The sequence below is a fragment of the Porphyrobacter sp. AAP60 genome, from assembly GCF_001296025.1.
In the GTDB taxonomy this organism is placed as follows: domain Bacteria; phylum Pseudomonadota; class Alphaproteobacteria; order Sphingomonadales; family Sphingomonadaceae; genus Erythrobacter.
The window spans coordinates 263,355-278,930 of record NZ_LJHV01000023.1 but is presented as its reverse complement, the minus strand read 5'-3'; the positions used below and the strand labels follow the sequence as shown (position 1 = coordinate 278,930).

Genomic DNA, 15,576 nt, shown 5'->3' with positions numbered 1-15,576 from the left:
TTGTCATCTGGGCCGCCCGATAGCGTCCAAATCTTGCGCTTAGCTGAACCGCGGGCGATGAGGCGAGCCTTATGCCCGATAAATCGCGAAGGGATGCCGGATGACGGCCACTATACTGCTGATCGGTGGCGGGCATGCCCATGTGGCGGTGCTGGCGGACTGGATCACGAACGGCCTGCCTTCAGGCACGCGGGCGGTGTTGCTGACACCAGAGCCACGCTTGCGCTATTCCGGCATGGTGCCCGGCTGGATCGCGGGGCAGCACGCGCGCGATGACGGGGTGGTCGATCTGGCGGCGCTGGCGCAGCGCGCCGGGACGCAACTGGTGCTGGACAAATGCGCCGCGATCGATCCCGATACGCTGGTGGTGACGACAGCGCAGGGCGAACGGATCGCCTTCGATATCGCCTCCATCGATACCGGCGGCGAAGGGCGCGGCGCAGCGCTGCTGGGCGATGATCCGCGCCTGATCGATGTGCGCCCGATTGGCGCGTTTGTTGACCGGCTGGCGGCGCTCCCCGCGCTTGCTCGCGTGGTGGTGGCAGGCGGGGGCGCGGGCGGGGTTGAGCTGGCCTTTGCACTGGCAAACCGCGCCGATGCGCCTTCGCGGGTCGTGCTGACGGCGGGGGAGGGCGGCCTGCTTCCCGGCTTTGCGCCTGCGGTTCAGCGCCGCGTGGCCCGGGCTTTGGCACGGCAGGGAATCGCGGTTCATCATGCCGATGCGCAGATTGCGGGCGGCAAGATCATGGCGGGCGAAGTCTCGCTTGAACCGGCAGATGCCATCATCGCCGCGCTGGGCAGCGCCGCACCGCCGTGGGCACGGGCAAGCGGGCTTGCGGTGGATGCAGATGGCTTCATCAGCGTCAGCGCGCGGCAGCAGTCCCCTTCGCACCCGCATATCTTCGCCGCAGGCGATGTCGCCGCTCGCATCGACCGCCCATTGCCGCATTCGGGCGTTCATGCGGTGTTTGCAGGGCCGGTGCTGGCCGCCAATCTGCGCAGCGCGCTGGCGGGCGAACGGCCGCGCGCCGCCTATCAGCCGCGCTGGAACAGCCTTTATCTGATGAACACGGGCGACGGATCGGCGATTGCCAGCTATGGGCCGCTTGCTGCCGAAGGGGCTTTCGTGCTGCGGCTGAAACACTGGATCGATAAGCGCTGGATCGCGAAATATGCCGCGCTGGCCAAGTCTGCGTAACCTTGTGAGCCCGCCACCCGAACTGGCGGGCAGGAGTTTGTCTTGAAGAAAATCGTGATCCTTGCCGTTTTGGCGGCGCTTGTGGCTGGCTATTTCATTTTTGATCTCGGCCAGTATCTTACCCTGCCGGGGATCAAGGCGCTGGCGGCTGATCTGGCTGCATTCCAGCAACGCAACGCGCTGGCGGTGATCGCCGGGTTCTTCATCGCCTATGTGGTGGTGACGGCAGCATCTGTCCCCGGCGCGGCGGTTCTGACGCTGGCGGCGGGCGCATTGTTCGGGGTGGTGCAAGGCACGATCATCGTCTCCTTCGCTTCGACCATCGGGGCGACGCTGGCGTTCCTGTCATCGCGCTATCTGCTGCGCGACACGATCGAGGCGCGCTTTGGCGAGCGGTTGAAGGCGATCAATACCGGGCTGGAGCGTGACGGGCCGTTCTACCTGTTTTCCTTGCGGATGATCCCGGTCTTCCCGTTCTTCGTCGTCAATCTGGTGATGGGCCTGACCCGCATCCGCACCTGGACTTACGCATGGGTCAGCCAGCTGGGGATGCTGCTGGGCACGATTGTCTATGTGAATGCGGGCACGCAGCTGGCGCAGATCGACAGCCTTTCGGGCATTGCCTCGCCTGCTGTGATCGGATCGTTTGTGCTGCTGGGGATTGTGCCGTGGATCGCCAAGGGGATCATCGGCATTATCAAGCGCCGCAAGGTCTATGCCGGGTTCACCAAGCCCAAGACATTCGACCGCAATCTGGTGGTGATCGGCGCCGGATCAGCGGGGCTCGTCTCGGCCTATATCGCCGCGCAGGTGAAGGCGAGCGTGACGCTGGTCGAAGCCAACGAAATGGGCGGCGATTGCCTCAATACCGGCTGCGTGCCGTCCAAGGCGATCATAAAAAGCGCCAAGGTTGCTGCGATGATGCGCGGAGCCGACAAATACGGGCTGGAAGCGACCACGCCCAAAGTGCCATTCAAGGCGGTGATGGCCCGCGTGCTGGATACCATCAAGACCATCGAGCCGCACGACAGCGTTGAACGCTACACCGATCTCGGCGTCGATGTGGTCAAAGGCTATGCCACGATCATCGATCCGTGGACGGTCGAGATTGCCCTGAATGACGGCGGTACGCAGCGGCTGACAACCCGCAGCATCATCATTGCCAGCGGCGCTGCGCCGGTGGTGCCGGACATTCCCGGCATCGCAGACAGCGGCTATCTGACCAGCGAAACCCTGTGGAACGCCTTTGCCGCGATGGATGAAGCGCCGCAGCGGATCGCGGTGCTTGGCGGCGGGCCGATCGGCTGCGAGCTGAGCCAGGCCTTTGCGCGGCTGGGTTCCCAGGTCACGCAGATCGAAGCAGCCGACCGGGTGCTGGGGCGCGAGGATGATGATGTCTCCGATCTCGCCCGCGCCTCGCTGGAAGAAGCGGGAGTTCGCCTGCTCACCGGCCACAAGGCGGTGCGGATCGAAGGCCGCACGCTGATCGCCGAACATGGCGGGGCCGAGGTGCCGGTGCCGTTCGATGCGCTGATCGTCGCTATCGGGCGCAAGGCGCGGCTGACCGGGTTCGGGCTGGAAGCGATTGGCGTGGACACCGCCCGCACCGTCACCACCGATGAATTCCTCGCCACCAAATTCCCCAATATCTTTGCTGCCGGAGACGTGGCTGGCCCCTACCAGTTCACCCACACCGCCAGCCATCAGGCATGGTACGCCAGCGTGAACGCGCTGTTCGGCACCTTCCGCAAGTTCAAGGCCGATTACCGGGTGATCCCGGCTGTCACCTTCCTCGATCCTGAAATCGCGCGCGTCGGCATCAACGAACGCGAGGCGGAAGAGCAGGGCATCGACGTGGAGGTGACCCGCTACGAACTCGACGATCTCGACCGCGCCATTGCCGAAAGCGAGACGCGCGGCTTCGTGAAAGTGCTGACCGCGCCGGGCAAGGACAAGGTGCTGGGCGCAACGATCGTGGGCAGCCATGCGGGCGAATTGCTGGCCGAATATGTGCTGGCGATGAAGCACGGGATCGGGCTCAACAAGATCCTCGGCACGATCCATTCCTATCCGACCATGGCCGAAGCCAACAAGTTTGCCGCCGGCAACTGGAAGCGCGCGAACAAGCCGGAAGGCCTGCTCAAATGGGTCGAACGCTACCATGCGTGGCGCCGGGGTTAATCGGGAGAACACGCGATGCTTGCCAAAATCGCCTTGCTGATCATGCGGATCGGCACCGGAATGCTGCTGGTGCTGTGGGGCGGGGTGCGGCTGCTGAAAGACGGCATGGGCCCGAATCTTGCCAACAAATATTACGGCGGCGTGGGCAATGATGGCACCTTGCAACTGGCCTTTGCGGGTTTCGAAGTGATGCTGGGCGCGCTGGTGGTGTTGGGGCTGTTTCGCAAGATCACCCTGCCGCTTTCTGCGCTGATCCTTGTGTGCGGGGCGTTTCCGATCTGGCGGCATTTCCTCGATCCGTTTGGCATGTACCTGCACACGGACGCGAACCTGCTGTTCTTCCCCTCGCTCACCGTCGCGGGCGCGGCACTGGCGCTGATTGCCTTTCGCGGACAGGACACGCTGGCGCTTGACCGCGTGATCGGCAAGAAGCGCTGATCGCAGCCGAAAAGAGGGGCAAGGTTTGGAACTGTTTGACCAACTGCGGGGCGTGATCGGCCTTGCAGTGCTGATCGGGCTTGCATGGGCGATCAGCGAGAACCGAAAGGGGCATCCCGGCTGGCGCTGGATCCTCGGCGCGCTGGCGTTGCAGGGGCTGCTGGCCGTGCTGATCGTGCGCGTGCCGCTGGTGTGGGCGGCGGTGGGGCTGGCGAACAGCGCCGTCAGCGCGGTCGAGCAGGCGACGCTGCGCGGGTCATCCTACATGTTCGGCTATCTTGGCGGAGCGGAACTGCCCTTCGCGTTGAAGGATGGCGCGCAGCCGCCGCTGGTGATCGCGTTCCAGATCCTGCCGCTGGTGATCGTCTTTTCCGCGCTCGCGGCGCTGCTTTGGCATTGGGGCGTGCTGCGCTGGATCGTCAATGGCCTCAGCTTCCTGCTGCGCCGAACCCTCGGGGTGTCGGGCGTCGTGGGGCTTTCAGGGGGTGCGAGCATTTTTCTCGGCGTGGTCGAAGCCCCGCTGGTGACCCGCGCCTATTTCGGCAAGATGAGCCGCAGCGAGCTGTTTCAGGTGATGACCCTGACGATGGCGACCATCAGCGGCGCGATCCTGATTCTGTATGCCACCACTTTGCGCGAGGTCGTGCCCGATGCGGTCGGCCACATGATCTCCGCCTCGCTGATTTCGCTACCCGCCGCGTTGCTGATTGCGCGCCTGATGGTGCCTGGAGCTGACGAAGACGCCGCCACCGAGGTTGATGCCGAGGCGCACAAGGACGGCGGGGGCCTCAGATACGAATCGAGCATCGATGCGATCATCAAGGGCACGATGGACGGGATGCAGTTGTTCCTCGCCGTTATCGCGGTGATCATTGTGGTGTTCGCGCTGGTGGCGCTGGCGGACATGGTGCTGGCGCTGCTGCCGATGATCGACGGCGAGGCGCTGACGCTGAAGCGCCTGATGGGCTGGGCGCTGGCGCCGTTCATGTGGCTGCTGGGCGTGCCGTGGGGCGAGGCGCAGGCGGCAGGCGGGTTGATGGGCACCAAGGCGGTGCTGAACGAATATGTCGCCTATCTCGAACTCGCCGCGCTGCCCGCTGGCACGCTGGGCCCGCGCAGCTTGCTGATCGTCACCTATGCGCTGTGCGGGGTGGCGAACCTTGCCAGCGTCGGCCTGTTGGTATCGACAATCGGCACGCTATGCCCCGAACGCCGCGCCGAAGTGGCGGGGCTGGGGATGAAAGGCTGGATCGCGGGCAACCTTGTCAGCGCGATGACCGGCGCGTGGATCGGGCTGGTGAGTTGGGGCGCCTAGGCCATGCTTGACGCCCGCCTCCGCCCGCTGATCGATCCGCCGTTGAATGCGGTCGGACGGATGCTTGCCGGGCTGGGCGTGACGGCAAACGGCCTCACCTTCGCCGGTCTTGCGCTGGGCCTTGGCGGCGCGGTGGCGATTGCCTTGGGTCACATCGGCTGGGGGCTGGCGCTGATCATCGCCAACCGGCTGGCAGACGGGCTGGACGGCGCGGTGGCGCGGGTGCGCGGGCCATCCGACCTTGGCGGCTATTTCGATATCGTTGCCGATTTCGCCTTCTATGTCAGCATTCCAGTGGGTTTCGGCGTGCTGTCAGCCGCCAACACGCTGCCTGCGCTGGTGCTGGTCGCGAGTTTCGTGCTGACGGGGGTGAGCTTTCTCGCCTTTGCGGTGATCGCGGGCAAGCGCGGCGCGCAAACCACCACGCACGGGCGCAAGAGCTTCTTCTATTCCACCGGGCTGGCCGAGGGGGCGGAGACGATCATCGTGTTCATCGCCATGTGCCTGTTTCCGGCGTGGTTCGGCGCGCTCGCCTATGGCTACGGCGCGCTATGCGTGCTGACCGTGTTCCAGCGCAGCGCAATGGCAGTGGCAGCCTTTCGGGAGTGACCGACCGGCTGGCGCGGGATCAGCGCTGGCCGATCTGGCCTGCGACCCTGCCGCGCAGATCGGCAATGCGATCGGCGTTGGCACCCAGATCGCTGCGGCCGACGCGGCTGACCGAACGGAAATCGATCTCGTTTTCGCCGATGCGGGCGATCACATCATCCTTGAACCCGAACCAGAAACTTTGCGAAACCCCTTCGACCGTTCCGGTGTCCGTATCCGTGCGGATATCCGTAAAGCCCATGTTGCCCATGGCGGCTGCCACCGCCGCAACCGCGTCAGCACGGTTGGCACCGGCCAGCGGCAGGGGCGCAAGGCTGGCGTAGCGATCGGTGATGATCTGCGCGTGTGATTTGATCGCCAGTTCAGGCGCGACGCCTTCGTAAAGCGGCAACTCGCCCAGTGGCGTCTGGTAATCGCTGAGGGCGTTGGCGCCATCTTCCTCGCGCGCAGCCATCGTCTCGGCCGAGAACATCGGCGGATCGGCGGTATCGGTGGCAACATCGTGGATCGGGTTGTCGCCCGCCTTGGACCCCGCCGAAAGGAACACCACAAACGCCGCTGCCGGTGCCAGCAGGCCGATGATCGCGACCGCCAGCAACCCGTTGCTGCGCGGCTTGGCGCGCACGGCGAAGATCAGCGAGACCACCGCAGCCAGCGCGACAATGCCGAGCACGATCGTGCCGCCGCCCATCGTCAGCGCCATCAATCCGGTTTGCCAGCTCCATATCCCGATTTTGGTTCCGAGCGCGGAAACCGCAAAATACAGCGGGAGAAACGCCAGCAGGGCGAGGACGATCTTGGTGTGCCAGGGCAGTGTTTTGAACATGGCGCCTGTTTAGCGCGCGCGGCGCGGAAGGCAATCTTTCCTGTTTCGCGGGAAACCCTTGCCTGCTTCTGCGTTGAAAAGAGGAGGCATCCCGCAAGAGGGACGCAGCCTTGCGTGAAGTCCCGCTTTCCATGCCCGATAATCTCGGTTATGGCCCACAAGGGATGCGGGAGGAACAAGTTGTTCAGAGGACAGTCGACTATGAAGCGTAATTTCATGATGGGTGCGGCCGCGCTGGCGAGCCTTGCTACTCTTACTGCTTGCGGTGGCAAGGAAGCCGAAGCTCCGGCTGAAACGACCACCGAAGCTATGGCTCCGGCCGAAACCACTCCGGCAGCGGCTCCGGCCGATGCTGCTGCTGCTGGCGCGACGATGGACTTCGCCAGCATGACCACCGATGTCGCCGCTGGCGAAAAGGTGTTCGCGCTGTGCCGTTCGTGCCACGTGCTGGATGAAGGCGTGAACCGCGTTGGTCCGTCGCTCTACAACATCGTCGGCCGCGCTTCGGGCACCGTAGCGGGCTTTGCCTATTCGGATGCCAACAAGAACAGCGGCGTCACCTGGACGACCGACGTTCTGTTTGAGTACCTCGAAGATCCCAAGGGCTTTATGCCCGGCACCAAGATGGCCTTCCCGGGCATCAAGAATGCGCAGGATCGTGCAAACCTGGTTGCTTATCTCGATAGCACCAAGAAGTAAGATCGCGCCTCCGGGCAAGAAATCAGGGCGGTGTGGGCAACCACGCCGCCCTTTTTCGTGGGTGCCTGATTCTTGGGGTCTCAGGCCGCCATGCTGGCCGGATCGGCGGCGCAATGCTGGCGCAGGTAATCCTCGTGCGTGGGCAGGCCCGCTACGGCGCGGGTCACCAGCGTGCGCAGATTGGCGAGAAATTCGGCCAATTGCGCAGGTGCCATCTGATCGGCCATCGGATCGTAATCGGCGGGCATGATTCCCTGTCCCAGCATCACCTGCACCCAACTGGCATCGCGGAACAGATCATCGGCATCGCGCCCGACCCGGCCTGACGCGGCGAACAGTTCCAGCTTGTGAGTCAGACTGTCAGGCACGGCCATGTGCTTGCAATAACGCCAGAACTCCGAGTCATCGCGATCGGTGCGGTGATAGTGAAGGATCAGGAAATCGCGGATCTGGTCGAACTCGTCAGCGCATCGGCGGTTATATTCGGCCCGCTCGGCATCGGCATGGGATGATCGCGGGAACAGCTGGATCAACCGGCTGATATGCGACTGGATCAGATGGATGCTGGTCGATTCCAGCGGCTCCAGAAACCCGCTCGACAGGCCGATGGCAGCGCAATTCTGCGCCCAGAATGTCTGCCGCCTGCCGGTAGTGAAGCGGATCGGGCGCGGATCGCCCAGCGCCTTTGTATCCAGCCCCGCCAGCAGTGTGTCGGCGGCGGCATCATCGGATATGAACCCGCTGGAATAGACATGCCCGTTGCCGGTGCGGTGTTGCAGCGGGATACGCCACTGCCAGCCCGCCGCCTTGGCGGTGGCGCGGGTATAGGGCACGAGCGTGGGCAGCCGCTCGGAAGGCACCGCCAGCGCGCGATCACACGGCAGCCAGCGCGACCAGTCGTCATACTGCACGCCCAGCTCGCCCCCCAGCAACAGCGATCGGAAGCCGGTGCAATCGATGAAGAAATCGCCCGCAACCTCGCGCCCTCCGGCCAGCGTGATGGCGGTGATATCGCCGCTTGTCCCATCGCGGGTGACGCTTTCCACCATGCCTTCGGTGCGGGTGACGCCGCGCGCCTCGGCATAGTCGCGCAGGTACAGTGCATAACGGCTGGCATCGAAGTGATAGGCATAGGCAAGACCTGTCATCGCGGTGTTGCCAACCCGGTCCAGCTTGCCGAACCGCGCCTGATCCGCCGCGTGCTGGTGCAGCGAGTAATCCCACAGCCCCTTCGCATCGGGCGCGTTCTGCCCCGTCACACTGCGCCGCCAATGGTGGTGGAAGGCGACATTGCCGATGGTCATGCCCGTGTCGCCAAAGGTGTGCAGATAGCGCGAGCCAAGGCTGCCCCAATCCACGAACTCGATCCCCAGTTTGAAGGTGCCCGACGTGCGGCGCAGAAAATCATGCTCGTCAATGCCGAGGATGGTGTTCAGCCGGATGATCTGCGGGATCGTCGCCTCGCCCACGCCGACAGTGCCGATCGTTTCGCTTTCGACCAGTTCGATGGTGAGTCGCTGCCCCAGCAGCCGCGAAAAGGCCGCCGCCGCGATCCATCCCGCCGTACCGCCGCCCACGATCACCAGTTTGCGCACCGATCCATCACCCATGCCGGTCATTGCCTTGGCCCCTCAGCCGCCACCGGGCGGAAAAATGCGTTGATCGTCAGCCGCCCCTCGCGCGGATCGGCGGGCAGCGGCGCGGTGTTGTCGATCACGCCGCTATGCAGGATATTGCCGCGATAGAACACGGCGCTGTTGAAAGTGGCCGGTGCCACATGCGTCCGCTCGAAATGCGGCGCGCCGTCGGTGGTGTAGGCGGCGGGCGGCAGGCCGGTGCGCGCCACATCGGCTTGCAGGGCGGCGGCATATTCGGGGAAGTCGGCGGCCTTCAGCGCTTCAAACCCGGTCGAACGATGGCGGAAGAAGCCGGTGCCGCCGTGGCCGGTGCGGTGCAGATAGAGCATCATCGCTATCTGCGAAGGATCGGTGCCATCGACATGGGGCAGGCACTGGATCGGCTGCAATTCGCCCGGCGGGGTGGTGACGATCGAAAACCACGCCTGCATCTCCCACCCCAGCGGCGCTGCGCCAAACCACTGATCGAGCAGCGGAGCAAGCGGCACCATCCATGCGTCGCAAACCGCCGGATCAAGCGGCGCACGCACGCCCGGATATTGCGGCGTTATTTTTGCAAAATCTTGCAAAACGGCTGCTGCGATCACCGTTTCAGGCGCCTCCAGCAACCGATCTATCGTGATAAGCTGATGATTTTGCCGTGAGAATCGTTCGATCCGCGGCTGCGCAAGCGAGATCGCCCAGCCTTCCGGCGCATCCAGCGGCTCTGACGTGGGGGTGTTTGCCATGCCGGCGAGCCTATCAAATCGCCCGACAGCGGCCAAGGAAGATCATTAGAAAACTGAAAAACAACCGAAATATCTTCACCCGGCAAGGCGCCGCAGGTCTTGTCCGGGCTGGATTGACCCATCGGACACACCGATGCCCGAGTAATGCAAAAAACTGTGTCAATCGCGCAACAATCACGATCAATGCGCATCCGATCCGCCAGGGTCAGGCAGGGGAAACCGCAATCAAATACCTGATAGAAAACAGCTAAAGCCGATTTTCAGCGCTCGCGGATGACATTGCAGATTGCCCGTTTACCTGCGGTTCATGTTGCGCTATGAAAAAAACTGCAAAAGCACACGCATGATGTGCTTGCGGGAGGGGACTTCTGATGAAAATGAACGGGATCAATGCAAGTGCGCGTCTGCTGTGCGGGGCAGCGACCTTTCTGGCTCTGGCCGCAACCGGCGCGCCGGTGCTGGCGCAGGAGGCCGAGGAACCGGCCACTGTAGAAGGCGAAGAACAGGCGATTATCGTCACCGGCATTCGCGGGTCGATCCAGTCCTCGCTCGATGCCAAGCGCAACGCGACATCCATCGTGGAAGTGATCACTTCCGAAGACCTCGGCCTGCTGCCCGACCAGTCGATTGCCGATTCGCTCGCCCGTCTGCCCGGCGTCACCGCCCAGCGCGTGCGCGGCCGTTCGCAGCAGGTTTCGATCCGCGGCCTCGGCCCCGACTTCAGCCTCGCGCTGCTCAATGGCCGCGAAGTGGTTTCGGCTGGCAATAATCGCGGGATCGAATTCGATCAGTTCCCGTCCGAACTGATCGGATCGGCCGTGGTCTACAAGACCGGCGATGCGCAGCTGGCCTCTATCGGTATCGCCGGTGCTGTCGACCTGCGCACGGTAAAGCCGCTCGATTCCAAAAAGCGCCAGATTACCGTTTCGGGTACCTACACCCTCAACGACAACGGCTCGCTCAATCCCGACTTTTCCGATGACGGCTATCGTTTCTTCGCCAGCTACATCGATCAGAACGCCGCGGGCACTGTGGGCTGGTCGCTGGGTGCGACCGTGCAATCGATCCCGACCCAGATCATCCAGCGCGAGCTGAAGACCAACAACGGCCAGATCGATCGCACCGCCGGCGGGGTGATCTTCCCCCGCGACAACCCGCGTCAGGGCGTGCAGAGCCGCAGTTTCGAGCGCACCTCGGTTGCCGGGACGCTGCAGTTCGAACCGACCGACAGCTTCTCGCTGACGATCGATTCCTTCTACACGGACACCAACGACAGCGGCATCTTCCGCGGCACCGAAACGCCGATTGCATCGTGGAGCACCAATGGCGGCGCGCAGGTCGGCGCTGTCACCGGATCCGGCCCGTTTGCGGATTCGGCAACCTATACCAACGTCTTCCCGATCCTGCGGACCGATACCGAAGGTGCCGAATCCCAGATCTTCGCGATCGGAGGTAACCTTGAATGGAAGGCGACCGACAATCTCGGCTTCGTGGTCGATTACGGCTATTCGAAGCTTGATCGCAACGATGTCGATTACGAATCCTATGCCGGCACCGGCCGGGGCGGCACCGGGCCAGCCGATACGCTGACCTTCAACTTCGCGCCCGATGGCCAGTACAGCATCGATGGACTGATCGATTACAGCGATCCCGCCAACGTGCTGCTGACCGATCCGGGCGGCTGGGGCCAGGTCGGCTTCCTGCGCGAGCCGGAAACCAATGACGAACTGCACCAGCTGCGTGCCGAAGTTTTCTGGGAATTCAACGGCGGCTTCATCGACCGTATCACCGCAGGCTGGCTCTATACCGACCGCACGAAGGACTTCGACAACAACGGCACCTTCCTGCGTCCCGGCACCGGCTTCGTCGACGGTTCGCTGGCGATCCCGGCAAACACCATTCGCGGGACGACCGATACCAAGAGCATCGGGCAGAACATCGTCGCCTATGATCCGTCGAGCCTGCTGAGCAACGGTGCCTATCTGCTCGAACGCGCGACCGACGATACCGAATGGCTGGTCGAGGAAAAGGTCCACAACTTCTACATTCAGGCCAATATCAACGGCGATCTCGGCTCGGTGCCGGTGCGCGGCAATATCGGCCTGCGGTATGTCGATACCTCGCAATCGTCGACCGGCACGATCAGCGGCGGCTTCGTGAACGAAATCGATTTCGGCTATGACAACTGGTTGCCGAGCGCGAACCTCGGCTTCGAGATCATGCCCGATACCTTTATCCGCGTCGCCTATGCCAAGACGATCACCCGCGCGCGGCTTGATCAGCTGGCGGCCAACCAGAACATCACAGTCAATCCGCTGAGCTGTGCTGACACCAATGGCGATCAGATCCCCGATACGGTGATCGGTTTCAACCCGCCCGCGCTGGTGTGTTTCAACCTGGGCGGCGGCAACCCGACGCTCCAGCCGTACCGTTCGACTTCGTACGATATCTCGTTCGAAAAGTACTTCACCCCCGGCACCGCGATCATCGTCGCGGCCTTCCACAAGGAACTGTCCGACTGGGTGGTGAACCAGCCTGCGATCCTTGATCTCACCCAGCAGATCCAAAACGCCGGGTTCGGTTCGATCCTGACGACCGCCCCTGAACTCGCCACCGGCGCGTTCAACGGCCCGATCAATTTCTCGGATGGCAAGATCACCGGGATCGAAGGCACGGTGCGGGTCAACTTCGGCGACATCACCGATGCACTCGACGGGTTCGGCGGGTTCTATTCGGTGACCTATTCCGATGCCACGATCGACCCGCCGGGCAACGCGCCGATCCCGATTCCGGGCTATTCGGATGTCACCTGGTCGGGCGATATCTTCTATGAAAAGTATGGCTTCCGCGCCAAGCTGGCAGCCCGGTATCGCGGCGGCTTCCTTTCGGAAGTGCCGAACTTCTCGGGCGGCCTGGAAGGTGCGGATGCGCTGAGCGAGACGATCCTCGATGCGCAGATCGGTTATACCTTCGAAAAGGAAGGCAGTCCGCTCAACGGGGTGCAGATCCTCGCCGAAGTGTTCAACCTGACCAATCAACCGTTCCGCACCGAAAACCCGCTGTTCAACGTGGGCGGCGACGAGATCGGGACATTCCCGAGCCGTCACGAATTGTACGGGCGCACGTTCCAGTTCACGCTGCGCAAGAGCTTCTAAGCACGACGCCCTCGGGTCGCCCCAGGGTCTCAGGAAAGGGCTCGCCAGAAATGGTGGGCCCTTTTCGTTTTCGTGCAGGGGCGGTGTTGGATTTGGCCGGGAGTTCGCAGTCTCCAGCCCGCGCCAGACCCCTGCTAGACCCTGTCTAGACCCCCTCTAGACCCCACTTAGCCTCGTCTTGCTGCCATGTTTCACGTGAAACATTGGCAGGCAGAACGTCAGGCTATGGGTGTCAGGTGGCGGGCGGAGCAGGGCAATGGCGGGCGATGAAATCGGCGTGGGACGGCATCGCCGCCACCGCTTCATCCATCGCGCTGCGGATCGCGGCAAACCGCTGGGCAACCGGCACGTGGCTGCGCATCGCAGTGATTGCCGGTGCTCGCTGCGGGATGATGCCTTGCCCCAGATAAACCGCGATCCAGCTTGGATTGGCGAACAATTCGCGCTCGTCCGAAACCAGCATTCCATGGTTGCGGAAATGGTCGATCTTGTATTGCAGACTATCGGGGATCGGCATGGCCGCGGTGTGGCGCCACAGTTCGGAATCCTGCCGCTCGCTGGCCTTGTAGTGCAGGATCAGAAAGTCACGGATCCGCTCGTATTCGCTGGCGGTTTGCGCATTGTATTCCCGCGATAAAAGCGGCGACATGGCGCTATCGGGCAGCAGGGCGATCAGGCGCAGGATGCCGTACTGGATAAGGTGGAGCGAGGTCGATTCCAGCGGCTCCATGAACCCGGCGGATAGCCCGATGGCGACGCAGTTCCTGCGCCAGAATTCGCGGCGTTTGCCGGTGACGAACCGCAAGGTGCGAGGATCAGCCAGAGGAGCGCCGTCGAGGGTGGAGAGCAGCTGCGCAGTCGCCTCGTCCTCGGAGATATGCTCGCTGCAATGCACGTACCCATTGCCGGTGCGGTGCTGCAACGGGATGCGCCACTGCCAGCCCGCCGCCTTCGCGGTGGAGCGGGTATAGGGGGTGAACTCCCCCTTCTCACAGGGTACGGCAACGGCCCGGTCACACGGCAGCCAGTGCTGCCAGTTGTCGTAACCGGCCCCCAGCGCTTCCTCGATCAACAGCCCGCGGAAACCGCTGCAATCGATGAAAAACTCACCTTCGACTGCCTCGCCATTTTCCAGCGTGACGCCCGCTATGAAGCCATCCTCGCCCCGCAGCGCCACGTCCACCACACGGCCTTCAATCCGGGTCACTCCGCGTGTCTCGGCGAAGCGGCGCAGGAAAGCGGCATAAAGCCCGGCGTCGAAATGATAGGCATAATCGAAGGTCGACTGGATCATCCGCCGGTCGGGCGAGGGGTGGGTGAACTTGCCTGCCTTCGCCATGGCCCAGCACATCGAAAAATCGTCGATCGGGCCGTTGGTGCGGCCTTCAATGCTCTCGTGCATCCAGTGGTGATAGAAGGGAACACTATCGAATTCAGCGCCATACTGGCCAAAGGGGTGGAAGTAAGAATGCCCCCGCCGCCCCCAGTCGATGAATTCGATGCCGAGTTTGAACGATCCTTGCGTGGCCCGCACGAAGGTCGCCTCGTCGATGCCCAGACGGTGGTTGAAGTTGCGGATCGGCGGAATGGTTGCCTCGCCCACGCCGACCGTGCCGATCGCCTCGCTTTCGATCAGGGTGATCTTGCAGTCACGCCCCACCGCATCCGCCAGCGCCGCCGCGGTCATCCAGCCCGCACTGCCGCCGCCGACAATCACGATAGTTTTCAGCGGCGCGGGACCGGCCATTCTACCCGCCGCAGCTTTCGCGGATCAGCAGGCTGGTTTCCAGCCGCTGCGAAATCGCCGGGCCGTTCCCCCTGTCGATCAGCTTCGATACCAGCATCCGCCCTGCCAGATTGGCGTCCTGATCGATGGTGGTGAGCTGCGGGGTGACGAGCCGGGCGGCAGGGATATTGTCGTATCCCACCACCGAAACATCCTCCGGCACCCGCATCCCCGAACGGGTCAGCGCCCGGATCGCACCGATAGCAATGAGGTCACTCGCGGCAAACACCGCGTCAAACCGCAGGCCGCGCGCAATCGCGCTGCGCATTGCAGCTTCGGCCGAATGCACCTCGAAATGGGCGGGCACCACCAACTCGTCATCCAGCGTAATGCCAGCCTGCGCCTTGGCCTGCTTGTACCCGCGATAGCGCTGTTCAGCCTCGGGCGCCTCGGTATCGCCGAGAAACAGGATACGCCGCCGCCCGAGCCGCGTCAGATGCGCGGTTGCGCGCCGGCCGCCGGCGACATTGTCCGATCCGATGGCGCAATATTGCGCATCGGGAAACTCCGCCCCCCACACCACAAAGCGATCATCGCGGGCGGCGAGCGCGTTGAATTCGTGGTGGAGCGAGCTTTGCCCGATGAAGATCACGCCGGTCGCGCGGCTGGTGCTCATCGCGTAATCGAGATCCTCTCCTGCACGGGGGGAGAGATGGCTGATCAGCAGGTCGGCATTGCGTTCACGCGCTGCCTCGGCGATGCCTGCCAGCAGTTCGAGGAAGAACGGGTCTGCCACACGGCTGTCGCGCGCCTGCGGGGCCGGGACGACCACCGCGATGGTCGCATCCGCGCCAATCGGCCCGCTCGGCATGCTAGCGCGAAATTCATAATCATGGGCGCGGGCAATCTGCCAGATCTGCTGCTTGGTACGGCGCTTGACCGAGGGGCTATCGTTCAGTGCACGGCTGACCGTCGAGATCGACACTCCGGCCTCGCGTGCGATATCTTCCAGCGTGGCGCTGCGCCGGGATGCGGGGGAGGGATTGTCGGCCATGCCGGTCTGC

At 63.4% G+C, this 15,576-nt stretch carries 12 protein-coding genes; 7 read left to right on the top strand and 5 right to left on the bottom strand.

Translation table 11 applies throughout. From position 1 onward, the window contains the following. Positions 1 to 100 precede the first annotated feature (100 nt). From IP79_RS14430 to IP79_RS14410, 5 genes are read left to right on the top strand one after another with little or no spacing between them, the layout of a single operon-like run. Positions 101 to 1,198 (top strand): FAD-dependent oxidoreductase, encoded by a 1,098-nt coding sequence (locus IP79_RS14430; protein ID WP_054119977.1) that lies wholly within the window; start codon positions 101 to 103, stop codon positions 1,196 to 1,198. 42 nt (positions 1,199 to 1,240) lie between these two features. Next, positions 1,241 to 3,379 (top strand): FAD-dependent oxidoreductase, encoded by a 2,139-nt coding sequence (locus IP79_RS14425; RefSeq protein ID WP_054119976.1) that lies wholly within the window; start codon positions 1,241 to 1,243, stop codon positions 3,377 to 3,379. 15 nt (positions 3,380 to 3,394) lie between these two features. Further along, positions 3,395 to 3,817 (top strand): hypothetical protein, encoded by a 423-nt coding sequence (locus IP79_RS14420; protein WP_054119975.1) that lies wholly within the window; start codon positions 3,395 to 3,397, stop codon positions 3,815 to 3,817. Between the two features lie 25 nt (positions 3,818 to 3,842). Then, entirely contained in the window at positions 3,843 to 5,132 is a 1,290-nt protein-coding gene (locus IP79_RS14415) for a NupC/NupG family nucleoside CNT transporter (RefSeq protein ID WP_082337240.1), read from the top strand. Between the two features lie 3 nt (positions 5,133 to 5,135). After that, positions 5,136 to 5,741: a CDP-alcohol phosphatidyltransferase family protein gene (locus tag IP79_RS14410; protein WP_054119974.1), complete on the top strand. Its 606-nt coding sequence runs from the start codon at positions 5,136 to 5,138 to the stop codon at positions 5,739 to 5,741. 19 nt (positions 5,742 to 5,760) lie between these two features. On the opposite strand, the gene IP79_RS14405 is transcribed toward IP79_RS14410, so the two are convergent. Further along, positions 5,761 to 6,567 carry a DUF1499 domain-containing protein gene (locus tag IP79_RS14405; RefSeq protein ID WP_054119973.1) on the bottom strand — a complete coding sequence of 269 codons (807 nt, stop codon included), beginning with the start codon at positions 6,565 to 6,567 and terminating at the stop codon, positions 5,761 to 5,763. Between the two features lie 201 nt (positions 6,568 to 6,768). On the opposite strand from IP79_RS14405, the gene IP79_RS14400 reads away from it, so the two are divergent. Then, positions 6,769 to 7,266: a c-type cytochrome gene (locus tag IP79_RS14400; RefSeq protein ID WP_233994234.1), complete on the top strand. Its 498-nt coding sequence runs from the start codon at positions 6,769 to 6,771 to the stop codon at positions 7,264 to 7,266. Between the two features lie 80 nt (positions 7,267 to 7,346). Here the strand turns inward: IP79_RS14400 and IP79_RS14395 are convergent, their stop codons facing one another. Both IP79_RS14395 and IP79_RS14390 read right to left on the bottom strand, forming a co-directional pair. Next, on the bottom strand, positions 7,347 to 8,876 hold the full coding sequence (locus tag IP79_RS14395; protein WP_054120029.1) for a tryptophan halogenase family protein: 1,530 nt from the start codon (positions 8,874 to 8,876) through the stop codon (positions 7,347 to 7,349). Between the two features lie 5 nt (positions 8,877 to 8,881). Then, complete coding sequence (locus tag IP79_RS14390) at positions 8,882 to 9,631, bottom strand: DUF6445 family protein (RefSeq protein WP_233994233.1); 750 nt, start codon at positions 9,629 to 9,631, stop codon at positions 8,882 to 8,884. 371 nt (positions 9,632 to 10,002) lie between these two features. Between IP79_RS14390 and IP79_RS14385 the strand changes: the two genes are divergently transcribed. Next, a complete protein-coding gene (locus IP79_RS14385; protein WP_233994232.1) occupies positions 10,003 to 12,786 on the top strand; it encodes a TonB-dependent receptor in 2,784 nt (927 codons plus the stop codon). A 232-nt stretch (positions 12,787 to 13,018) separates the two neighbouring features. Here the strand turns inward: IP79_RS14385 and IP79_RS14380 are convergent, their stop codons facing one another. Further along, entirely contained in the window at positions 13,019 to 14,533 is a 1,515-nt protein-coding gene (locus IP79_RS14380) for a tryptophan halogenase family protein (RefSeq protein WP_054119972.1), read from the bottom strand. A gap of 1 nt (position 14,534) precedes the next feature. Continuing rightward, a complete protein-coding gene (locus IP79_RS14375; protein ID WP_054119971.1) occupies positions 14,535 to 15,566 on the bottom strand; it encodes a LacI family DNA-binding transcriptional regulator in 1,032 nt (343 codons plus the stop codon). Positions 15,567 to 15,576: the final 10 nt, after the last annotated feature.